This is a genomic window from Pseudomonas shirazensis (genome assembly GCF_050496565.1).
GTDB classification, from domain to species: domain Bacteria; phylum Pseudomonadota; class Gammaproteobacteria; order Pseudomonadales; family Pseudomonadaceae; genus Aquipseudomonas; species Aquipseudomonas shirazensis_A.
Genome location: NZ_JBNWAE010000004.1, coordinates 1 through 21,479, shown reverse-complemented (window position 1 = coordinate 21,479; position 21,479 = coordinate 1). Strand labels below are relative to the sequence as shown.

At 61.1% G+C, this 21,479-nt stretch carries 15 protein-coding genes; 5 read left to right on the top strand and 10 right to left on the bottom strand.

All coding sequences use genetic code 11. The features are described from left to right. Positions 1-66 precede the first annotated feature (66 nt). Together ACQZ2L_RS07600 and ACQZ2L_RS07595 are read right to left on the bottom strand one after the other, a co-directional pair. Positions 67-1,533 carry an FAD-dependent oxidoreductase gene (locus tag ACQZ2L_RS07600; RefSeq protein ID WP_430325490.1) on the bottom strand — a complete coding sequence of 489 codons (1,467 nt, stop codon included), beginning with the start codon at positions 1,531-1,533 and terminating at the stop codon, positions 67-69. Between the two features lie 251 nt (positions 1,534-1,784). Next, positions 1,785-3,161: an oligosaccharide flippase family protein gene (locus tag ACQZ2L_RS07595; RefSeq protein ID WP_430325489.1), complete on the bottom strand. Its 1,377-nt coding sequence runs from the start codon at positions 3,159-3,161 to the stop codon at positions 1,785-1,787. A gap of 93 nt (positions 3,162-3,254) precedes the next feature. On the opposite strand from ACQZ2L_RS07595, the gene ACQZ2L_RS07590 reads away from it, so the two are divergent. The 3 genes from ACQZ2L_RS07590 (at position 3,255) to galE (ending at position 8,458) form a co-directional block, all read left to right on the top strand. Then, on the top strand, positions 3,255-4,778 hold the full coding sequence (locus tag ACQZ2L_RS07590) for an O-antigen ligase family protein (RefSeq protein WP_430325488.1): 1,524 nt from the start codon (positions 3,255-3,257) through the stop codon (positions 4,776-4,778). A 5-nt stretch (positions 4,779-4,783) separates the two neighbouring features. Further along, positions 4,784-7,372, top strand: coding sequence for a cellulase family glycosylhydrolase (locus tag ACQZ2L_RS07585; protein ID WP_430325487.1), 2,589 nt, complete (start codon positions 4,784-4,786; stop codon positions 7,370-7,372). A gap of 123 nt (positions 7,373-7,495) precedes the next feature. Further along, complete coding sequence (gene galE, locus ACQZ2L_RS07580; protein WP_430325486.1) at positions 7,496-8,458, top strand: UDP-glucose 4-epimerase GalE; 963 nt, start codon at positions 7,496-7,498, stop codon at positions 8,456-8,458. A 52-nt stretch (positions 8,459-8,510) separates the two neighbouring features. Here the strand turns inward: galE and ACQZ2L_RS07575 are convergent, their stop codons facing one another. The 8 genes from ACQZ2L_RS07575 to ACQZ2L_RS07540 form a co-directional block, all read right to left on the bottom strand. After that, positions 8,511-9,308 carry a CpsD/CapB family tyrosine-protein kinase gene (locus ACQZ2L_RS07575; RefSeq protein ID WP_430325485.1) on the bottom strand — a complete coding sequence of 266 codons (798 nt, stop codon included), beginning with the start codon at positions 9,306-9,308 and terminating at the stop codon, positions 8,511-8,513. 11 nt (positions 9,309-9,319) lie between these two features. Beyond that, positions 9,320-10,885, bottom strand: coding sequence for a GumC family protein (locus ACQZ2L_RS07570; RefSeq protein WP_430325484.1), 1,566 nt, complete (start codon positions 10,883-10,885; stop codon positions 9,320-9,322). A gap of 20 nt (positions 10,886-10,905) precedes the next feature. Beyond that, positions 10,906-12,021 (bottom strand): hypothetical protein, encoded by a 1,116-nt coding sequence (locus tag ACQZ2L_RS07565; protein ID WP_430325483.1) that lies wholly within the window; start codon positions 12,019-12,021, stop codon positions 10,906-10,908. Positions 12,022-12,047: 26 nt separating this feature from the next. Further along, entirely contained in the window at positions 12,048-12,605 is a 558-nt protein-coding gene (locus ACQZ2L_RS07560) for a polysaccharide biosynthesis/export family protein (RefSeq protein ID WP_430325482.1), read from the bottom strand. Positions 12,606-12,899: 294 nt separating this feature from the next. Then, positions 12,900-13,076 carry an EPS-associated small membrane protein EppA gene (gene eppA / locus ACQZ2L_RS07555; RefSeq protein WP_314872924.1) on the bottom strand — a complete coding sequence of 59 codons (177 nt, stop codon included), beginning with the start codon at positions 13,074-13,076 and terminating at the stop codon, positions 12,900-12,902. A 444-nt stretch (positions 13,077-13,520) separates the two neighbouring features. After that, the gene (locus tag ACQZ2L_RS07550) at positions 13,521-14,639 is read right to left on the bottom strand and encodes a glycosyltransferase family 61 protein (protein WP_430325481.1); all 1,119 of its coding nucleotides are present in this window, start codon (positions 14,637-14,639) and stop codon (positions 13,521-13,523) included. Between the two features lie 82 nt (positions 14,640-14,721). Further along, on the bottom strand, positions 14,722-15,876 hold the full coding sequence (locus ACQZ2L_RS07545; protein ID WP_430325714.1) for a hypothetical protein: 1,155 nt from the start codon (positions 15,874-15,876) through the stop codon (positions 14,722-14,724). Between the two features lie 212 nt (positions 15,877-16,088). Beyond that, a complete protein-coding gene (locus ACQZ2L_RS07540) occupies positions 16,089-18,293 on the bottom strand; it encodes a putative bifunctional diguanylate cyclase/phosphodiesterase (RefSeq protein WP_430325480.1) in 2,205 nt (734 codons plus the stop codon). Positions 18,294-18,468: 175 nt separating this feature from the next. On the opposite strand from ACQZ2L_RS07540, the gene ACQZ2L_RS07535 reads away from it, so the two are divergent. Both ACQZ2L_RS07535 and ACQZ2L_RS07530 read left to right on the top strand, forming a co-directional pair. Continuing rightward, positions 18,469-20,088 carry an NADP-dependent glyceraldehyde-3-phosphate dehydrogenase gene (locus tag ACQZ2L_RS07535; protein ID WP_430325479.1) on the top strand — a complete coding sequence of 540 codons (1,620 nt, stop codon included), beginning with the start codon at positions 18,469-18,471 and terminating at the stop codon, positions 20,086-20,088. A gap of 88 nt (positions 20,089-20,176) precedes the next feature. Next, on the top strand, positions 20,177-21,370 hold the full coding sequence (locus ACQZ2L_RS07530) for a hypothetical protein (protein ID WP_430325478.1): 1,194 nt from the start codon (positions 20,177-20,179) through the stop codon (positions 21,368-21,370). Positions 21,371-21,479 lie beyond the last annotated feature (109 nt).

The following is a 21,479-nucleotide window of genomic DNA, read 5'->3' as shown; positions in this document are numbered from 1 at the left end:
TGTTCCTGAGCTTGCGACCGTTAGCGCACCCAACCCGTTATCAACCGCAGTGAAGCAACTACTCGTTCAAACAACCGCACCGCTTGCTGCTCTGAGCCTGGCATTGAGGTGATCGGCCAGGCGCAGAGCAAACTGGATCAACGGCATGGTCGGGTTGGAGGCGCCGCCCTTGGCGAAAATACTGCTGCCGGCGACATATAGATTGTCGGTCGCGAACACCTTGCAGTCAGCGTCCACCACGCCGAATTCAGGCGAAGCGGCCATGCGCGTGGTGCCCATGTGATGCGCATGCGGGGCCATTTTCAGCGGCACGCTGCTCTCGTAGACAAAATCGTTGAGCTTGACGAAGCCCAGGCCCATTTCGGCGAACTGCTTGGCCATCTCGGCGCCAATGCACTTGATGGTGTGACGGTCGTCGGCACTGAGCACCCAATTGACGTTGACCTTGGCCACGCCCAGTTCATCCTTCTCATCGAGCAAGGAAATACGGCTTTGCCGATTGGGAAACTGCTCGATCATGGTCCCGATCACACCGTCGCCAGGACAACTGAACTTGGCGATGAACTCGACCTTGCTGGCCACGCCCATTTCACAGGCGAGGTTTTCCAGAAAGTGCTTCACCTCGGCAGTCCTGCCGTAGGTCTGTACATCGGCCAGCACCGCCGTGGACACGTTGCCCTTGCCTGCCTGGTACTCGGTGACGAAGGCGTCGGTGGTGTAGTACTGGCGCGATTCGGTGTCCTCGCCGTCCTTGAGGATAAACGTGCCCATGTCGACGTTCAGGTGCTCCATGAAGCAGCGTCCAACCGGGCCGTCCTTGCTGACTACGCCGGCTGCGCGCAGCGACTCGCTGTTGAGCAACTGCCGGGCGTTCTCGATCGCGCCGGTAGCGAGGATGAAGTGTCGGGCCTGCAACCGCGCGCGCTGGCCGTTGTAGTCGGACACCAGCACCGCGCCGACCCGGCCAGTATCCTGGTCGAATTCGATATCGACGCAGTTGCAGTTGATGAACACCTCCAGGCCAGGGGTGTCGTTGAGCGCTGCTGCGTATTTTTGCGCAAAGCGTGTTGGCGGGCTGAGCAGAAACCGGTCTGCTTCGAACTCGCCGCCCTTCAACCCGGCATTCATGGTGTGGAACTCGGCACCTGCGGGCAGATCGACGATGTCCATAGCCGCCGCCAGGTACTGCTCGACTTCCGCGTAGGCGATTGGCCAGCCCGGCATTTCGCCGGGGGGTGCCACAGAGAAGTCCGATGCGGTGAAGGGGCGGCAGCGCCCTGCCCAATGGTTGGAGGTACCGCCCAGATAGCGCAAGCGGGTTTCTTCAGCGTACAGCTCAAGGCCGGTCGAGGTGCATTTGTAGAATGCCTGCGACTGCGGGGTGTATTCATGACCTCCCGCTTCGAGCAACACCACCCGCCAACCGCCGGCGGCCAGGCGCAGGGCCAGGGTGATGCCGGCTGGGCCAGCACCGACGATGCACACGTCGTAATCATCGCGCAGCGTTTTGTCTGCCTGATAGTCCTTGATCATGCCGGCCCATCCCGAAAATAGTCAGCAGGCAACACCCAGCCGTTTATCACCACGAACCCGGCCTTTTTCTCGGCAGGCTTTGCTACGGCGCTGGCGCCCACGCCAAACATCGCCCCGCCGATCCCCAACACCACACAACCCCGAAGAAAGCCTCTACGACCGGACAGCCGACTGCAAAATTCAAGCTTCCCCATAATTCCAAGACCTGTGCCCGTGGATTATTGACATCTTAGTAGCTGGCCCGACAAGCGTCAGAGCCAGGCGAAAAAATGCGTGACCGCAACGCCGAACAACGCCCCGACCGCCAGCATCGGCAGCACCACCAGCTCGCGCTTGAGGCTGAACATGCCCAGCTTGCAGTTGACGCAGACCACCAGGATCAAGGTCGGCAAGGTGTGCAGGGCGACCCCCCAGATCGCGTATTCGACGCCGCCCAGGGCCAGCAACAGCGGTAACAAGGCCCACAGCGACACCAGGCGGATGATGTTGTCCATGGCCTGATACTTGGTCAGGCCGAGGGCTACCCAGAGCTGATGCGACATGGTGTAGCGCAGGGTGAAGAACGACAACGACAAAATTGCCAGCATCGGGCCGGCTTCGGCATAGCGCTCGTCATACATCCAGCCGATCAGCAAGGGGCTGCCAGTCAGCAGTACGCCGCAGGTAAACAGCATGGCCAGGTCGACCAGCAGCTTGAACCGGTAATACAGGCGCTTGAGCCGCTCCATGTCGCCTTCCCGGACTGCCTCGCTGAACGCGGGCAAGGCCACCGAGCCGCCCAGGCGCAACAGCCCGGTCTGGATCGCGCCCAGGATCAGCACTGCAATCGAGTACACCCCCAGTTGCGCCACCGTCATGCTCGCGCCGAACCACATACGGTCGCCGTACATCGCCAGCACGCCGACCATCGACGACAACAGGATCCAGCGGCCGAACACGATCAGTTCCTGCAGCGCGTCGCGGTCCCACTGCAGGCGGTTGCCATGCCCATGCATCGCCAGGTGACCCAGTACGGTGCCTGCCAGCGCCGAAATCAACCCGGCCAGCACCAACGACCAGATCGAACGGGTGAAGTAACCAATCAGCAACATCGCCAGCAATCCGATGAACTGCGACGCCAGTTCGATCAAAACCACGCGCTTCTGTTGGAAAGTTCGCACCGCCACATCTATCTTGGTCGACTGAAAGCCCCAGATGATCGCCGACAGGCCAGTGGCAGCCAGCACCATCGGCAGCTCGGGGGCCGCGTAGGCCGATTCGGCTGGCCACAGGTCAGCCCGCTGGGCATACCAGGCGGCCAGTGCCAGCAGCAGGGTCAGGCCAAACAGCACGAAACCGCGCACGATCTGCACGGTCCAGGCGGTATTGAGAAACAACGGATCGTCGCCGCGCGTGCTCTGGATGATGTTTTGCCGCAGACCGACGTCGGACAACAAATGCAGGAGCATCGAAACCGTGCCGGCAATCACCATCACACCGAACATTTCCGGCAACAGCAGCCGCGCCATGATCAGGTTGCCGCCCAGCCGCATGCCCTGTGAAGCCAGCAGCGACACAAGGTTCCAGGCTCCGGCCCAGATTGCCCTGGAGCGCAGGCTCACGGCAGCGGACGCTTCAATCGACGGCATGACTTCAATCTCTGACTGAATGGCTAGAAGTCACTATAGTTTCAATTAGCCATGATGCGAATCTCAATAATCCAGGGATAGGTGCCCTAGCCAATGCCAGAACATTTTCGTGCACTGATCGTTATTTTGTTCGTGGCCAGCGTGGTGTTTGTGATGGCGCGCAGACCGGCACTGGACATCATCCCGGCGGCGGACTTCAAGCGTCGGCGCAACCTCTGGTTTGGCCTGACCCTGCTGGCGTTCTTTTCCCACAGTTTCTGGCTATATGCCGCTGCGACTGTAGTGATCCTGTATGTGGTGCGGCGCCGTGAACACAATGTGCTGGCACTGTTTTTCATCCTGCTGTTCCTGATTCCGCCGGCGTCGGTGGAAATACCCGGCTTCGGCGTGGTCAATTACCTGTTCGAGATGAACCATATCCGCCTGCTGTCGCTGTGCCTGCTGCTGCCCACCGCGCTGGCCCTGAGCAGACAAGGCGATACCCTGGCCTTCGGTCGCACCCTGCCGGACAAGCTGCTGGCGGCCAGCCTGATTCTGATGGGCCTGCTGTACCTGCGCGAAACCACCCTGACCGATACCTTGCGCCAGAGCTTCTACCTGTACACGGATGTGTTTCTGCCCTACTACGTTGCCAGCCGCGGCCTGAAGCAGATCAGCGACTTCAAGGATGCGCTGCTGGCGTTCGTGCTGGCGGCGTTTCTGCTGTCGTTGATTGCCGTGGCCGAATTTGCCCGCCACTGGCTGCTGTACAACGCACTGACCGATGCCATGGGTACCCAGTGGGGCATGTCCGGCTACCTCAGCCGCGGCGGATCGCTGCGGGCCAGTGCCACCACTGGTCAGGCAATTGCGCTGGGCTACGTGATCAGCGTGGCGATTGGTCTGTTCCTGTTCCTCAGTAGTTACGTACGCAGTCGCTTGCAGTGCCTGCTCGGCGCGCTGCTGCTGGCGGCCGGGCTGATCGTGCCGCTGTCGCGGGGGCCGTGGATCGGTGCGGTGATCATTGTCGGTGTGTTCATCGCCACCGGCCGCAACGCGGTCAAGCGCCTGAGCCTGCTGGCCATGGCCGGTATTCTGGCGCTGCCGCTGCTGAGCGTGATGCCTGGCGGGGAGAAGGTGCTCGACCTGCTGCCGTTCATTGGCAACCTGGAAAAAGAGAACATCACCTACCGCGAGCGCCTGCTGGACAACTCGTGGATCGTGATCCAGCGCAACCCGCTGTTTGGCTCGTTCGACTTCCGCAATACCCCGGAAATGCAGTCGATGATCCAGGGCGAAGGCATCATCGACATCGTCAACACCTACATCAACCTGGCCCTGCGGGTCGGGCTGGTCGGGCTGACGCTGTTTGTCGGCTTCTTCGTCAGCATTCTGTTCGGCCTGCGCAAGGCGCTGCGCGCCTTCCCCGACCGTAATGAAGAAGGCCGCTTGCTCGGCCGTGCCCTGTTGGCGACGTTGCTGGGCATTCTGGTGATCATCTTCACCGTCAGCAGCATCACCGTGATCCCTGTCGTGTACTGGTCGATCGCCGGGGTAAGCGTGGCTTACATACAGATGGTGCGCCGTGCCCGCCAGGCCGAAGCCAGCAGCGCATTCGCCAGCCTTCAATCCAGGTAATGTCAATGACCTCACTGCGTATGCGACCCCTCATGCGGGCCTCGGCCCTGCTCGCTCTGGTGCTGTTGCCGCTGCCTGCGTGGACGGCAGAGTGGTCGGTCAGCGTCGACCAAAGCAATGGACTGCCGAGCTTGACCCGTGGTGGCGGCCCGGTCATGGCGTCGCGCTTCGACTTCTGGGGCGCGGACTGGAGCTGGACCGGCTTCTACACCGCGCTCAAGGTCAACGCGCCTTATAACTACAGCCTGATGGGCAAGAGCAAGGACCTCGACTTTGATCTGAACGCGTTCATCGCCAAGCCGCAGGCACAAACCCTGAGCTGGGACATCACACTGGACGCCCACAGCAGGAAAACCGACATCATGGGCGGCGGCATCGTGTTCAACTTTGACCCGGCGCTGATTGCCGGTGAGATGGGCAAGCCGGTGTTGCTGCCGGACAACAGTGGCTGGTCCTGGGGCAACGAGGCTCAGGGCCGACGTATCGAGATGCGCTTTCAGCCCGCGCTGGCCAGAGTGTTCATGGAGCGCGGCGATCCAAGCGAGATACGTGCGTTTTTCTACGAGGACCCAATTCTGCCCGGTCGCCAGCAGATCAAGGCAACCCTTACGGTCAGCGGCGATATCGACATTGGCCAGACCAGCGAAGAACGTTTTGGCCTGGCCGACCCGAACAGTTGGCCGGATGACCAGCTCGACTGGCGCACCTCTCCGGTCGACCTGTCATTTCTCAATGCCGGCGAAAAACCGGCCGGCAAGCGCGGCTTCGTCAAGGCAGACGGCGAGCAGTTGGCCTTTGCCGACAACACCCCAGTGCGCTTCTGGGGCACCAATCTGTCTGCCTATGCGCTTTACAACACCCCCGACGACGAGATCAAGCAACAGGCCAAGCGCCTGTCAGCACTGGGCTTCAACCTGATCCGCCTGCACCACCACGACTCGCCCTGGGTCAGCCCGAATATCTTCGGCGATGTCAGCAAACTGCGCGACACTCAGCAGCTCAATGCCGAATCCCTGCGCAAGCTCGATTGGTGGATCAAGTGCCTGAAGGACGAAGGCATCTACGTCTGGCTGGACATGCACGTCGAACGGGTACTGACCATCAACGACCAGATCAGCGATTTCGCCGAGCTGGCCAAAGGCAAGAACTACATCGACCTCAAAGGCTATGCGTACGTCAACGCCTCGATCCAGCAAGCGATGAAGCGCTTTGCCGAGCAGTACGTCACCCATGTCAACGCCTACACCGGCCTGGCCTACAAGGATGACCCGGCGATTGCTGCGCTGTTGCTGACCAATGAAAACGACATCGTCCAGCACTATGGCAACGCGCTGCTGCCGGACAAGGGCGTACCGCGCCACAGCCAGCGCTACATGGAGCTGGCCAAGGCCTTTGCCCAGCGCCACGACTTGCCGGCAGACCGTACCTGGCGTGCCTGGGAGCCTGGCTCGTCGAAGCTGTTCCTCAACGACCTCGAGCACCAGTTCAACGTCAGCCTGATCGAGCACCTGCGCGGGCTCGGCGTAAAGGTGCCGATCGTCACCACCAGCAGTTGGGGCGGCAATGGCCTGAGTACGCTACCGGCGCTGACTTCTGGCGATATGATCGATGCCCACAGCTACGGCGCCAGCGGCCAGCTGGAGAAAAACCCGCTGACCAGCGACAACCTTGTCAACTGGCTGGCTGCCGCGCAGGTTGCCGGCCTGCCGATGAGCGTGACCGAGTGGAACGCCCAGCCGTTCCCCAGCCCCGATCGTCACTCGCTGCCGTTGTACATTGCCGGCACCGCCAGCCATCAGGGCTGGGACGCCATGATGCAGTACGCCTACAGCCAGCAGGCTTTCATCGCCCAGTGGATCCGCGCCGACAACTGGAACGCCTACAACGACCCAGGGCTGATGGCGACCATGCCCGCCGCCGCTCTGCTCTACCGGCGCGGTGATGTGCAGGCCGCGCAGACCCGTTACGTCTTTGCGCCCTCACCCGCCACGCTGTTCAACCGCCTGATCACCCCGGCCAACTCGGTCCTGCTGCGCAGCGCCATGGAAAAAGGCCAGCTGCAGATCGCCCTGCCGGCCACCCCCGAGCTGCCCTGGCTACGGCCCAGCCCCATCGCGGCGGGCGCGCAGGTGCTGCAGGACCCGGATCAATCGTTGCTGGCAGCCGATGCCAGCGAGTCGAGCTCTGACACTGGCGAACTCAAGCGCAACTGGCAGCAAGGCGTGTACACCATCGACACGCCGCTGACCCAAGCCGCAACCGGCTGGTTGGGCGGGCATTCGATGAGCCTTGCCCAACTAGGGCTCGACCTGCAAACGCCATACGCCAGCGTGGCCGTGCAAAGCCTGGATGGCAAACCGTTCAGCCAGTCGCGCGAGCTGCTGATCTCGCTGGGTACCCGCGCGGTGCCACGCCCGGACGACATGACGCCGTTTCACGTCGAGCCGCTGCAAGGGCGCGTCAGTATCCAGGCTGGGCCGGGGTTGAAGCTGTATACCGGCAAACAGCAGCAGTTGCCCGTCAGCTACGAGGACGGGCGCTATGTGATTACTTTCGATGGCCAGCACATGAGTAATTGGCTGTTCTTGAAATAGCCATTTTTGCCACCTACCCTCTCAGAGGTCAGCGTTAGTCCGCGTTTGCTCGACCCGCCTCACATGGACCTGTTTCACCCCACAGGATTGGACGGAACAACTACAGATTCCAGGAGAATGCGGATGAAGTTTCTGGTTGTCGGCGGCGCAGGCTACATCGGTTCACACATGGTCAAGCACTTGCTGCTGGCGGGGCATCAGGTCGTGGTCGCCGACGTCATGCCGGCCCACAGTGGGGTCGCCTGGGTCAACCTGGACATCGCTGACAGGGCAGCGCTGGATGCGCTGTTTGCCGCTCATCGCTTCGATGCGGTGTTTCACTTTGCCTCGTTCATCCAGGTCGGTGAATCGGTCAGTGACCCCGGCAAGTATTATCAGAACAACGTCGCCGCGACGCTGTGCCTGCTCCAGGCAATGATCCAGGCAGACGTCAGGCAACTGGTGTTCTCGTCGACCGCCGCAGTGTATGGCGACCCGCAGTATGTGCCGATCGATGAGGCCCATCCAAAAGCGCCGATCAACCCCTACGGACGCAGCAAATGGATGGTCGAGCAGATGCTCGAAGACTTTGATCGCGCCTACGGGCTGCGCTCGGTGTGCCTGCGCTACTTCAATGCGGCTGGGGCTGACCCTGATGGCATGCTGGGCGAGTGCCATGAGCCGGAAACTCATCTGATCCCATTGATCCTGCAGGCGGCCTCAGGTCGGCGCCCGGCAGTGACCGTGTTTGGCCGCGACTACAGCACCGCGGATGGCACCTGTATCCGCGACTACATCCACGTCAACGACCTCGCCTCGGCGCACGCTTTGGCTATCGACTACCTGCAGACCGGTGGCGCCAGTACGGCCTTCAACCTGGGCAATGGCGAGGGTTTTTCCGTGGAGCAGGTGATTGGTGCCGCTCGCAGTGTCACTGGGCGGTCAATCAACGTTATCGAAGCAGGACGCCGCGCCGGCGATCCACCGAGCCTGGTGGCCGACGCGCGCAGAGCTCGGCAGATCCTCGGCTGGCACACCCAGTACCCACTGCTTGAAGACATCCTTGGGCATGCGTGGAACTGGGAGCGGAAATACCCCTGGCGCTAGGCGGGACTACCCCTGGCGCCAAGCGCCAAGGGTTGGCTGGGTCGAACACTACTCAGTAGTAAGAGCGGGTCTGCGCCTCGGCCTTGTTCAGCACGGCGCCAATCAGATTGGCGGTGGCCAGGTGATACAGACAATCTTCGATTTCCTTCTTGCTGTTGTTGCCGTTGGCGACCACCAGCAGCACGCAGTCGAACTTGGGCAGCACGGTGATTGCGTCGTCAGAGCTGAGCAATGGCGGCAGGTCGAAGATGCAGATGCGTGACTCGTAACGCTCGCGCAGGTCATGGATCAGGTTGTTGACCTTGGGCGAGGACAGCACCTCGGTGGACAATGGCACCGGCTCGCGGGTTGGCAACACAACAAAGCGCGGCAGGGTCGGGTTGACCAGCACCTCCTCCAGCCCAGCCTGATTGTTCAGGTATTCGTTGAGGGCCTTGCCCATCGGCAAGCCCAGGCTGCTGCCGACCCGCGGCCGGCGCAGGTCGAAATCAACCAGCAGTGCGGTCTTGGTGGTGTGATGGGCGATGCTCATGGCCAGGTTGATGGCCAATACGGTCTTGCCAGCCTCAGGCGTTGGCGAGGTGATCGCCAGGGTCCGCCAGCCGTTCTCTTCCATGGTCTGCAGCACTTGCGTGCGCAGCAGGTCGAACGCCCAACTCATGTTCGAGTTCTTGTTGTAGGCGACGATTCGATGCCGCTCCAGGTGCTCCGCGCGCAGCGGCACGACCGTGGTGTTGACGTAATCGAACTGTCCCAGGGCTTCGGGCTGCTGTAGCACCGGTGCCGGTTGCGCGGCACTTGCTGTTACAGGATGAAGGGTGCTTCCAGTAGCCGGCGTACGTCTGTCCATCGCTGCTTTCCCTATTCAAACCGAGCCATAGCTTTATAAAGCAGAAGGTCCAATGGCATGTAGAACAGGTGGACCATGAGTAACATGATAGCCACCAGTGCCAGTGCAGCAAGCACCGCCAGTACTCGCCAGCGCCTGCGTTTGGCCAGTTCGGCCTGGGTGGCGATGAACGGCACCGCAACCAGTACCCGTTTGCCGACCACGCTTTCCAGTGCGCCGACACCGCGCACGCGCTGGTTGAGCATTTCCATCAGCATCACCAGTGCCGCGCCGCCAGCCGGTGCCAGTACCGCGCCGAGGGCGACGATTTTCTTGCGGTTGGGCTTGACTGGTTTTTCCGGCAACAGCGGCGGCTCAAGCAGGACAAAGCGCTCGGCCTTGTTTTCCTGCTCCAGGCTTTCGGTGATTTTTGCGCCCATTTCCTTGGCGCGGATTTCCTCGTACTTCTTGCGTGCGTTGTCGTGGTCGCGCATCAACGTGACCAGGCCGCGCTCGACCTGCGGCGCCTCTAGAATTTCGGCCTCGTAGCCTTCGATCTTGGCCGAGAGCTGACGCTTTTGCTCAACCAGCGAGGCGATGCGCTGCTGCGCGGCGCCGATCTTGGTGCGGGCACGGGCAACCTCGAGGCTGACGCCCGAAGACGCTTTAGGACCGCCACCTGCTGCCTGCAACGCCTCGATCTTGCGTTTGACTGCGATCACATCGGGGTGGGCTTCGGTGTAAGTGGTGAGCAGGCGCGCATATTCAGCCTTGAGGCTGGGCAGATCCTGCGGCAGGTCGGCAGTACCGCCACGGCTGCCATCGGCTTTGCTGGTGACACCGGCGTTGGCGGCTGACAGCTCGACTTCAAGGTAGCGCAGCTCTTCCTGAGCAGCCTTGTAGTCACGATCGATCTCGCGGAATTCAAGCTCGGCACGGGACAACATGCTCATGCGCAACGCCTGGTTCTCGGGCAAGGTGTTGGCGTGCGCCTGTTTGAAGTCAGCCAGCTGGTTTTCCAGGGTGGCCAGTTCAGCGCCCAGCTTGTTTGCCTCTTGGGTAAGGAATTCGGTGGTTTCGGTGGCGCGCTCGGTGCGCTGCTTGACGTTTTCGTTGAGGAACAACGTGACCAACTCGTTGGCGACTTCCTGAGCCACCTCGGGACGCTTGTGCTCGAAAGACACGTTGAAGGCCACGGTAGTCTCACCGCGACCTTTGACGAAGGTGCTGAGGGTGTTGACCACGATCGTGTTGCGCATCTGATCGATCTTGTCCGACTCGCTGAACTGGCGGCCCTTGTCGGCGAACAATTGGTACTTGTCGATGATCCGCAGCAGGTTGTCGCGGGTCATCACTCGCTGGCGAATAACCTCGATGCGCTCATCGGCGAAGCTGCTGTTGTTGGCCGAGACCAGTTCGGGCGAGATCTGCTGCGACTCGACCAGTATGGTGCCGGTCGACTGATACAACGGAGGCACACTCAGCGCAACCGCCACGCTGATGGCCAGAATGACCACGATGGTCACCCCGAGCAGCAGCGCGCGGTCCTTGATGATGGCGATGTAATCCTTGAGGGACAGCTCGTATTCAGACTTCATAGTGGCCACCAGGCTGAACGTCAGAGATCAGGAATTCGGTAAGTGAGGGTCAGGCCGACAATGGTGCCGACGGCGTCACCCAGGTCGTTCTGCTTGCGCTCGCGGTGCATCAAGGACAAGCGCACGTCCCAGAACTGCGAAAGCTCCCGGCTGGCCCACACGCCGTAGGTCTGCAAGGTATTCGGGGTCTGGCCTTTGCTGTCTTGCCAGGCCGCGTCGACGCCGACCCGGGTCAGCTCGTCGACGGCATAACTCCAGCTACCGCGTACGGCGTCGACTTCGGCGAAACCGCCCTCGGCACTGGCCACCGTGCTGCGTTCGGCGGTCAACGTGGCGTCGTGCCGTTCGCCGTTGTAGCGCAGCGATGCCCCGCCTTCCCCGCGACGCCCACCGCCATCACCAGAGACCTGGTTGACGCCCACACGCAGGGTGCCCTCAAGCCGCTCGGAAAACTGATATTTGACCCCGACCACCGGGGCGTAGCTGTTGGAAGCGCTGGCAGTGGTGTCATCGTCAGGCTCGTAGCGCCTGGCGGTGACGCCGGTAAAGAACTGGGTCTGCGCACTCCAGGCGTAGGTCAGGGTCAGTTCGCTGGCCAGTTCGTCGTAGCCGGTAAGCGTGTTGATGTCGTAGCGGGCCCGGTTGTAGGTCGTTTCGTTTTCCAACGTGGTCCGCTCGGTCAACGCGCGGTTCCAGTTGCCGATCAGCGAGTACAGCTTCTGGGTGCCATCAGTCGTGACCACACCGGTTTCAAGCACCGTGCCGGAAAGCGTCGAGCTTTCGCTGTACAGGCCACGCAAGCCAAAACCACCGGTTTCGGTCTCACGCTGCCAGCCGATGCTCAGATTCGGGTCTTCGCGGTCATCGACCACCGATTTGTCGGATGAGCGCAGCACCGTCAGGCCCAGGCCGAAGCGCAGCTCATCGCGGTCGTATTTGCCGACCAGGCTGTAATTGGGCGCAATGATGGTACGCACCACGCTTTGCTCCTGAGAGCTGAGCAATAGCGGGTTGCTGTCGTATTCGACAGTGCTGGGCAAGGTTGCCGAGGACTGCCAGACGGCAGCGTGGACCGAGGCCGAGTACGGCAACATGCAGATTGCCGTTACAACACCTGTTGCGCGAAGCAGCGGCACGGTCGATTTTGCGCTAACCAGCCCGCTCAAGGGACGACCAGCGTATCGCCAGCCTGAAGTTGGATATTGGTGGACAGATCACGCCCCGAAACCAAATCCTTGTAGCGCACCGGCAGCACCCGCTCGGTGTTGCCGACACGGCGGATCACCTTGATCGCGCTTTCATCGGCAAATTTGTCCAGGCCACCGGACATGCTCAAAGCCTGCAGCACCGCTGTCGGCCCAGACATCTGCACCGGTCCTGGCTTCATCACCTTGCCTTGCACATAGACCAGATTACCGTTGACCTCAGTCACCACGACGCTGACGTTGGGGTCTGGCATGTACTTTTCGAGTTGGCGGGCGACACGGCTTGCTGCTGTAGTGACATCCAGCCCAGCGACATCAACCCGGCCTGCCAGGGGGAAGGTGATACTGCCGTCGGGCAGCACTTTGGTTTCCTGGCGCAGGCTGTTATCGCCCCACACCGAAACCGTGACCTTGTCGCCCGGACTCAGCAGGTAAGGCGAACTCTTATCATCGGCACTAACCGTACCGGACCAGACCGCAAGCACGCAGACCAGTGAACCTAACAAACGCACCATGGGGGTCCCTCCGGCCAGGCGGCCGCTACTAAAAGAGCACTGAATGAGAACTACGCACAACCTCTCGCTCTACTACAAAGCTGCATTGCCACCACTGCACCGGCTCTGCGGTGCTTTACCGCCTTTAGCGCAATGCCCCGTCAATCACCCGGCGTCAGCGCCAGTGGCATCTGGAATATAGCTAGGCTTTGAGAATTGACAAGCCGTTACCCGCCAACCCTTCTGCTCTATCTTGATCGATCAGATCCGGCGCCCACCCACATAGTTGAAGACCAGCCAAACGATTGAAGCCGATCAGATTTTTCTTCTATTGGCGACTGCGACAAAACCCACAACTGCAAACGCAAACAACCATGCCGCTGTCGCCAGCGGGATCACGCTGTTCTGACTTACATATGAATCAGCAGCACGGGCAGCACCGCTTAACAGCACCAGCAGGAAAATCGATTTGATAAACAGGGTCGAACGCATGATCCCCTCCAGAAAGAGGACAAACAGATGAGTGGGTGCAGATCGCATGGGGTGTTGAAATTAGCTTATGGGCACAATGATATTACGTCAATGATCCGACACCATAATAAAACTCAATCGGGGGGCACTGTTTTCGTCAAAAACACGACAACTGAAATATGCTTTTTTTTCAAATCAGCCAGGGGCGGTTAAAGTCGCCCATATTCGCCAATCTGCATCGTACAAGCGGGGCATGGCAACGGGTGAAACGCGAGTACTTCGCGTCAATGGGCCATTGTACGGGGCCAAATCAGCTTTTGACTGGTAAGCAAAACTGGTGCGGTTATTCCGCTTGGCGATATATATCCGCTGCAGGTGTTTCATAAACGAGAATGCAATGTAATCAATTGCGTTTAACACATGGCAAGTAGATATCCACTTGAATAGTTGCCATGCAATTGGGTATTAGCCTGCTGGGAGCAGGTCCATCGTTCGGTCAAGTTCATCTCTATCGATGATAAAGCCGTCACCTTCTGGTTGACCGACGACAAACGCGAAATGTTGCCCATCGCGGTCTGCCAAGTACTTGTAATAACTGACAAACCGGTTCGGCGGCTGCAGGGTCAGGATGGTCCCGCCCTCGCGCAGAACATTGACGCCGTGCACCAACTGGCTGCCTTCGACGCCGGCAACTATCCGGGCGCCCGCACACGCCGCGACGATTGTTGGCACATCGTTGCGTAGCGGATCGATGACGCGAAACCCATGCTGGGTGCGCAGGTGCTCGGCTATCGCCAGTTCGTTGCGCAGCAGGCGCAGTTCACCAGCACCACCACGCAGCAAGAACACCCCAGGGTGCGGCGCGTGGCTGACATGGGACAGTAATTTGTCGCCCATGGCGCGATAGCGTGCGTGCCGGCTTCGGTTGTGGCTCTGGTCATCGAACAGGACCAGCTCGCGGAAGAAGGCCGTGTGCAGGCGCAGCGGGTTCATCCCCAGCCATGCTTCATAGGGCGGCGCCTGAGTGAACAGCGGTAGTCGCGCTGATGGCGCGGTCGTTACCGGCACCCCTTCGTCGCACGCCAGTGCATAGGTCACGCAGTCTTCCATCAGCCATGTGCCAAACCAAGAGTTGCCATTCTGCGTGCAGTAGATCGCTGCGCGCTCGATCTCGTGCTCCACCGCGATCCCGGGGAGGGTCCGCGGCTTGGCCGACAGCCATAGGCAGGCGTTGTCCTTGTACAGCACACCATCGATAAGCCAGACGTCCTTGAGTAGATAACCTCGCGTAGGGCCATGCTCGACCTGCATGCCGCCAGCCATGGTCGGGCCGGGATGCACATACGGGAAAAACCGCGCCTCCCACCCCGTTACCCGCTGCATCTGATCGGGCAGGTAGATCGCCGGCGGGGTCACCGTGCGCTCACCCGGAGCGATGTCCCAACTCTTCACCGCCAGGCTTTGCAGGGACCTGGCAGCTGACCGTGCCAGCTTTTGTCGGGCTATGTTCCGATATGCGGCGAGCGTCCAGGTGTGCTGACGCGAGGCTGGCTGGCCACTGAAATTGGATATATTACTTGGCATGAGCATCCTCCCACTGGGCGGGTTCAACACAGATCGGGCTCAACACAGAGGTAGCGCGCTAATACATCCTGGCTAGAGGCCGCTAGGTGGACACAACCCGCTCCATCGTGGGGGGGGACTGCAAACCGGCGTAGCGGCTGCGCAGAGTCTCCAGGAACCCTTCGCCATGGCCGTTGCCACCGTACAGGTAGATCTTGTGCAACCCGCCGAACACCATCTCGTGGTAGCGGCTGGCGACTTCGTCATCACTGGGCCCGTCGGGCAGCCCCAGGTGCAGCGTCAACTTGTTGCCCTCGACCGCGAACAGGGGCGTATCCCAGAGAAACTGTGCGGCTCCCGTCTTGGGCAAGCGCACGAACATGTACGCATGATTACCCAACGAATCGACATCCCCGCCCCGCCGCCGCTTCCACTTGAGCAGACCATCATCCGGACGCGCCAGGCACAAGCCAATGTCGTAATAGTCATAACCATTGGCCAAGGCCCACTCGAGGGCCATGTAGGTGGTAATGGAATTGACCTCACGCAGCTTCTTGGCATCGCTGAATATCGCTTCGCAGTAACCAAAGCGCAGGGTGCTCCAGTAGCGCTTGCCACCGCGGGTGATCTCGCAGCCGAGGTGACAGGCGACCACTTCATCGCCCAGCGTGATCAGGTCCAGACGGCCAACACCCTTGGCAATCCGAAACACTTCCTCAGTAGCAAACTGGGCAGCATGAATACCCTGGCGAGCGGTGGCGTACGGACGCAACAGCTCACGGTCAGCCATGGCGATCTCAGCGTCATCGAGAGTCTGGCGCATCTGGTACAGCGGCCGGTGCTTGCGAATGCTGCGGCGCAGTTCGCTGTCGTAGCGGGCGGTGATGTCTTCCAGGGGGCGACCCAGCGGCACCACGGCGCTCAGATAATGCGGCACCGACAACGCGCCGCTGGTGGGCATTTCGCTGATCACCACGGTTTGATCGGCGCCACCTGACGGCGCCACCGCATAGGTTTCGGCGACCGCGGCCTGGCCCTTGCCGGCGATCAACAGCTTGGCCATTTCGCGCTGCTGTTTTCTGCCGATGTAGAGGATTTGATAAGGGCTCTCTTGCTTGAGCCGAAACCGGCTGACTTCCCAGCGCCAGACACAGGCACGGCTGAGCGCATCACGTAACCGATTTGAGACATGTCGCATCTCGTAGCGCATCGAGGGAGAGATGAATTTTCGAGCAACTGCCTGCAGGTTCTCTTTCATGTCTTCTTCAATGTCCTTGGCAAAAGCCATCCAGGCAAAACGCAGGGTCATCATCAACGCGCAGGAAAACGCGCTTAACTTATTGAAAGTTAATGCAATAGCTATATGACTTCGCACTCATAATTGGTAACAATTAAAGATGCAAGGTAGCCCCTTTGCAAGCGGCATTTTGACAGCATGGCGCATGCTTTTATGGCGTCAAATTTTATCTTTCAGGTTGTGCTGACCGAGCTGCGTTGACGCGCTGCCAACCACGCCTGCAGGGCAGCTGCGGGCATCGGCCGCGCCATCAGATACCCTTGCCCCTGATCACAACCTGCATTGCGCAGGAAGTCGTACTGCGCCTGGGTTTCGATCCCTTCGCCGGTGATCCGGAAGCCCAAAGCATGACCCAGGTCGATGATGGCCCGGGCGACGGCCACAGCGTCATCATCATCAGGCAGGTCCTTGATGAACGCACGATCGATCTTCAGGTGGTCGATGGGCAGCGAGCGCAGATAGGCCAGCGATGAATAGCCGGTACCGAAGTCATCGACGGCAGTCGCCACGCCCATTGCCTGCAGTTGTGCGAGCACGGCGCAGGCCTGCTGCTGGCTCTCCATCAACAGGCTTTCGGTAATTTCCACTTCCAGCAACTGCGCGGGCAGGCCATGGCTGGCCAAAGCACCGGCCAGGCTGCTGACGTAATCGCTGCGTTCGATCTGCAGCGCCGCCACGTTGATGGCCAGCGGCCCTGGCAGGCAGTCTGCATTGCGCCAGCTGGCCAACTGCGCGCAGGCCAGTTCCAGCACGCGCTCGCCCAGCGGGATGATCAAGCCGGTCTGCTCGGCCAACGGCACGAACTCGCCCGGCGCAATCAGACCATGCACCGGATCACGCCAGCGTAGCAGCGCTTCGACGCCTTCTACCCGGCCGCTGAACAGATCGATCTTGGGCTGATACCACAACTCGAACTCATTGTGCTGCAAGGCGCGGCGCAGGTTGCGCTCCATCTCCAGGCGCTGCTGCAGGCGTGCAGTCATGTCCGGATGGTAAGGGCGCCAGGCATTGCGGCCGTTTTCCTTGGCCACGTACATGGCGGTGTCGGCATGACGTAGCAGGCTGTCGACATCGTTGCCCTGCTGCGGGCACCAGGCCAGGCCGATGCTGCCGGTGACCAACGCCGCGTTGCCGTTGAGATCGAAAGGCCGCTGCAACGCCCGCAGGATCCCTTGCACCTGTTGGCTGACCTGGCCCTGGCTGCCCTGCAGCATGAACACGAACTCATCACCGCCCATGCGGCAAACCCGATCGCCTTTATTCAGCTCTTGCAGAAACCGCGCCGTCGCCTGTTGCAACAACAGGTCGCCCATGGCGTGGCCAAGGCTGTCGTTGACCTGTTTGAAGCCGTCGATGTCCAGCATCAATACAGCCAGGCCATGGCCTTGATTGATCGCAGTGGCCAACTGCTGTTGGAACAGCACTCGGTTGGGCAGCCCGGTAATGGTGTCGTAGTGGGCCAGCCGCTCAAGCTGCGCCTGCGACTCACGCAGCTCGCGGTTGCGCCGTTGCAGCAGACGGCGGCTACGGTTGAGCTGAGCGACGAACAAGCTGAACAAGCCGGTAAAACTCAGGGCGAACAGGAACAGCGGCGAAGTGAACAAGGCCAGCGCAGGCCAACCTTCGCGAGGTTCGGCGACCAATTGCCAACGGCCACCCGGCACCTCGACGGTCTGCGTCAGCAGCGGTTCTCTGAACAGCGCTGCATTGCCCCAGATCATGCCGCCTTCGGCGCCTTTACCGTCGCTGCCGCGCACGGCCAGGTCAATCGGCAGCTCCGGGCCGATACCGGCGGCCTGCAGCAAACGGTCGATATCGGCAACGGTCGAGACATTGCCCCAGTAGAATTTGACCCCACGCTTGCCGTTAACGAACACCGGGCGCCGGTAAATCAGCGCTTCACCGCCCTGGTGGAGCTTGACCGGGCCGGCCAGTACAGGCTGTTGCCGCTGCCGGGCGAGTTCGAGCATGGCGTATTGGTCAGGCAGGGTATGGTAGTCCAGGCCAATGACGGACAGATTGCCCCCACGTGGGTGCACGTCGTTGATCACATCACCTGGCGCCAGGGCCACATGGCGCATGTACGGCACCGAGGCCAGCGCCTCACGCGCCATGCCGCGAAAGTGCTCGGCGCTGATCACACCATCGGCCGTGATGAGCTGGGCGATGCCCTCGGTCTCGCCAAATGCAGCGCGCAACTGCGCCTCGAGCGCAACCCTCACCCCCGATAATTGTGTAGCTACATGCGCCACCTGCTCGAGTTGCTGGCGCTGCACGTCCATGTGGCCCAGCACAACTGACAGACCAATACCGATCAGGGCAAAGCCTACCGGCAACAGGCGGTTGATGCCGCGCCGCACCGGGTTGGCGGCGGGCACTAAGGGATCTTGGTCGAGGAAAGCACTGATCATGAATGCGCGGTCGCAGGTCGATTGATTGTGTATCGGCGCAGGTTGGGCAATGTTGAGCCAGACTGGTGTTTTTCCTCGTGCGGGCGCATGCTCGAATAGCTGAAGCGTTTCACCCATACACTAATCGTGAGGTGCAGTATTCATGGACAGTCTGCTCGATTCGTTGTTTCCCAGCGCTGATGACATCCCCGAGGCCTGGCGCCTGGGGCCGCCGCTGGAACAACGCGATTATCTGGTCAATGGCGAGTTGCGCCAGTGGCCTGGCCCGCTGGCCACCGTGCGCAGCCCGATCTGGCTCAAGCATGGCGATCAAGAGCAGCAAGTCATCCTCGGCAGCGCCCCGCTGCTGGACGCCGACACTGCACTGACGGCGCTGGACGCAGCAGTCCACGCCTACGACAAAGGCCGGGGCGCCTGGCCGACCATGCGTGTGGCCGAGCGCATCGAGCACGTGCAGGCGTTCCTTGACCGGATGCGCGAGCAACGCACGGCGGTGGTCAAGCTGCTGATGTGGGAAATCGGCAAGAACCTCAAGGATTCCGAGAAGGAGTTCGACCGTACCTGCGACTACATCGTCGATACCATCAATGCCCTCAAAGACCTCGACCGACGCTCCAGCCGCTTCGAGCTGGAGCAAGGCACGCTCGGCCAGATCCGCCGCGCGCCGTTGGGCGTGGCGTTGTGCATGGGGCCCTACAACTACCCGTTGAACGAGACCTTCACCACGCTGATCCCGGCGTTGATCATGGGCAACACCGTGGTGTTCAAACCGGCCAAGTTCGGCGTGCTGTTGATCAGGCCGCTGCTGGAAGCGTTCCGCGACAGCTTCCCGCCGGGAGTGATCAACGTGATCTACGGCCGCGGACGAGAAACCGTCAGCGCGCTGATGGCCAGCGGCAAGGTCGATGTGTTCGCCTTTATCGGCACGCACAAAGCCGCCAGCGACCTGAAAAAACTGCATCCGCGCCCGCACCGCCTGCGCGCAGCGCTGGGCCTGGACGCCAAGAACCCAGGCATCGTGCTGCCCCAGGTTGACCTCGACAATGCCGTCGAAGAAGCTGTCACCGGCGCGTTGTCGTTCAACGGCCAGCGTTGCACCGCGCTGAAAATCCTGTTCGTGCACGAAGATGTGGTCGACGCGTTTCTCGACAAGTTCCAGCGTAAACTGGCTGCCCTCAAGCCTGGCATGCCGTGGGCCCCGGGCGTGGCGCTGACGCCGCTGCCCGAGCAAGGCAAGGTCGACTACCTCAACGGCCTGGTTGCCGATGCCACCGGTAAAGGTGCACGAGTGCTCAATGAGGGCGGTGGCCAGAGCCGCGGTTCGTTCTTCTTCCCTGCCCTGCTCTACCCGGTCAGCGCCGACATGCGCGTTTATCACGAAGAGCAGTTCGGCCCAGTGGTACCCGTGGTGCCGTACCGCGACCTGGAGACGGTAATCGAGTACGTGCTCGACTCCGACTATGGTCAGCAGCTGAGTCTGTTCGGCAATGACCCGGCCACCATCGGCAGCCTGGTCGATACCTTCGCCAACCAGGTTGGCCGGATCAACATCAACGCCCAGTGCCAGCGCGGGCCGGATACCTACCCGTTCAACGGGCGCAAGAACAGCGCCGAAGGCACCTTGTCGGTGCACGACGCACTGCGGGTATTCTCGATCCGTACCTTGGTCGCAACCAAGTTCCAGGAGGCCAACAAGGCGCTGATCAGCGAGATCATCCGCAATCGTCAGTCGAGCTTCCTGACCACCGACTACATCTTCTAGCCGCCTGCAAGGGTCGGCCTCCAGCTTCAAGTTGAAAGCAGCCACGCTTTGCTTGAAGCTTGGGGCTTGTAGCTGGGAGCTGCTCCACATGCGAATCATCGAGAAAAACGCCAGCCTGGTGCGTAGCCTGACCCTGGCCGAGGAAGAACTGCTGGCAGGTTTTGCTGCCGGCAGCCTGAGCGGGCCGGCTGTGCTGCAGGCCAATCAGATGCTGATGAAAGTGCGCAGCGCCAACCAATGGCTGGCCTGCGACTGCCGCAAGGACGCCTTGCCGGTGCTCAATATCGCGCTCAATGGCGATACGGGCCGGCTGGTCCTGCGCAACAATCCGGACACCCCCGAACATACCCCTGGCTGCCCGTTCAGCAAGGATGAGCGCGAGACGGAACAGAGCCGCCAGGAGAGCTCGCCGCCGCCCGCGTGGCTGGCACCAGACACCCCGCTGGGCCTGATAGGCGATTTCCGCAAGGCCAGCGAGCAAGGCCCCGCCGGCCCGGTCAACGAGGCTAGCGAACGCCGGGCACAACAGCACCTGCTGTCGCTGCTGCTGACCTGGATCGAAATCAGCGGCCTCAACGTCTATGCCAGCCACCTGAAAAAGGACCTCACCGCGCAGTTCGCCGAGCTGCGCAGCGTGGCCAGCCGTTACCCATTGCTCGAGCGCGTGCCAGCCAGCAACTACCTGGAAACGCGGCTGGACATGAAGCACATGATGATGCTCAAGGCGCGCCTGCGTGAGGCGACGGTGTTCGGCAACCACCGTCGGCATGGCTTGCTGCTCGACTGCGTCGATCAGATCAAGGGGCGCAAGCTGTTCAATGCCCGCAGTGAAGATGGCTTCGACTTCCAGGGCCATCATCTGTACTGGGGCGGCAACCGCACCAGCGGCCCGCTGCTGGCCCTGGCGCTGTACTCGCCGGCTACCGCCGGGAGCAATTTCTATGAGCTGATCCACGTTGCCAGCGTGCCGGTGCTGTCACGGGCGCATCTGTTCCCGGTGTACCGCGATGAAGAACGCGAACCACTGAAGGCGTTGGTGTCGCTGATCGACTGGATGGCCAGCAAAGGCGTCAAGGTACTGATGCGCCGGCCGGTGATTGGTGGCCAGGTGATGGATGAGCTGGTGCTGACCTCGGATCAGGACCGGGTGTTGTCGGTGTCACTACTGGAACAGCCGGTTGGGCCAGAGCCCGACACCGAGCACTTCAAGCGTTACGCCGACTTCAAAAGCCTGGAGACCTTCCGCAAGTTTGTCGCCGGGTTTTTCATGCGCGAGCGGTGAAGCACCTTTGCATTCTTCTCTGGGTTGAGATTGCTGGGGCCGCTGCGCAGCCCTTTCGCGACACAAGGCCGCTCCTACAGGGACCGCGTTAGTTTGACCAGACGCGGTC

What these genes read in the sequence shown, in the direction of transcription:
- ACQZ2L_RS07545 (WP_430325714.1), bottom strand. Translation starts at nt 15,876, where the DNA reads ATGAAAGAGAACCTGCAGGCAGTTGCTCGAAAATTCATCTCTCCCTCG.
- ACQZ2L_RS07600 (WP_430325490.1), bottom strand. Translation starts at nt 1,533, where the DNA reads ATGATCAAGGACTATCAGGCAGACAAAACGCTGCGCGATGATTACGAC.
- ACQZ2L_RS07560 (WP_430325482.1), bottom strand. Translation starts at nt 12,605, where the DNA reads ATGGTGCGTTTGTTAGGTTCACTGGTCTGCGTGCTTGCGGTCTGGTCC.
- ACQZ2L_RS07570 (WP_430325484.1), bottom strand. Translation starts at nt 10,885, where the DNA reads ATGAAGTCTGAATACGAGCTGTCCCTCAAGGATTACATCGCCATCATC.
- ACQZ2L_RS07595 (WP_430325489.1), bottom strand. Translation starts at nt 3,161, where the DNA reads ATGCCGTCGATTGAAGCGTCCGCTGCCGTGAGCCTGCGCTCCAGGGCA.
- ACQZ2L_RS07590 (WP_430325488.1), top strand. Translation starts at nt 3,255, where the DNA reads ATGCCAGAACATTTTCGTGCACTGATCGTTATTTTGTTCGTGGCCAGC.
- ACQZ2L_RS07585 (WP_430325487.1), top strand. Translation starts at nt 4,784, where the DNA reads ATGACCTCACTGCGTATGCGACCCCTCATGCGGGCCTCGGCCCTGCTC.
- ACQZ2L_RS07535 (WP_430325479.1), top strand. Translation starts at nt 18,469, where the DNA reads ATGGACAGTCTGCTCGATTCGTTGTTTCCCAGCGCTGATGACATCCCC.
- ACQZ2L_RS07550 (WP_430325481.1), bottom strand. Translation starts at nt 14,639, where the DNA reads ATGCCAAGTAATATATCCAATTTCAGTGGCCAGCCAGCCTCGCGTCAG.
- eppA (WP_314872924.1), bottom strand. Translation starts at nt 13,076, where the DNA reads ATGCGTTCGACCCTGTTTATCAAATCGATTTTCCTGCTGGTGCTGTTA.
- galE (WP_430325486.1), top strand. Translation starts at nt 7,496, where the DNA reads ATGAAGTTTCTGGTTGTCGGCGGCGCAGGCTACATCGGTTCACACATG.
- ACQZ2L_RS07530 (WP_430325478.1), top strand. Translation starts at nt 20,177, where the DNA reads ATGCGAATCATCGAGAAAAACGCCAGCCTGGTGCGTAGCCTGACCCTG.
- ACQZ2L_RS07575 (WP_430325485.1), bottom strand. Translation starts at nt 9,308, where the DNA reads ATGGACAGACGTACGCCGGCTACTGGAAGCACCCTTCATCCTGTAACA.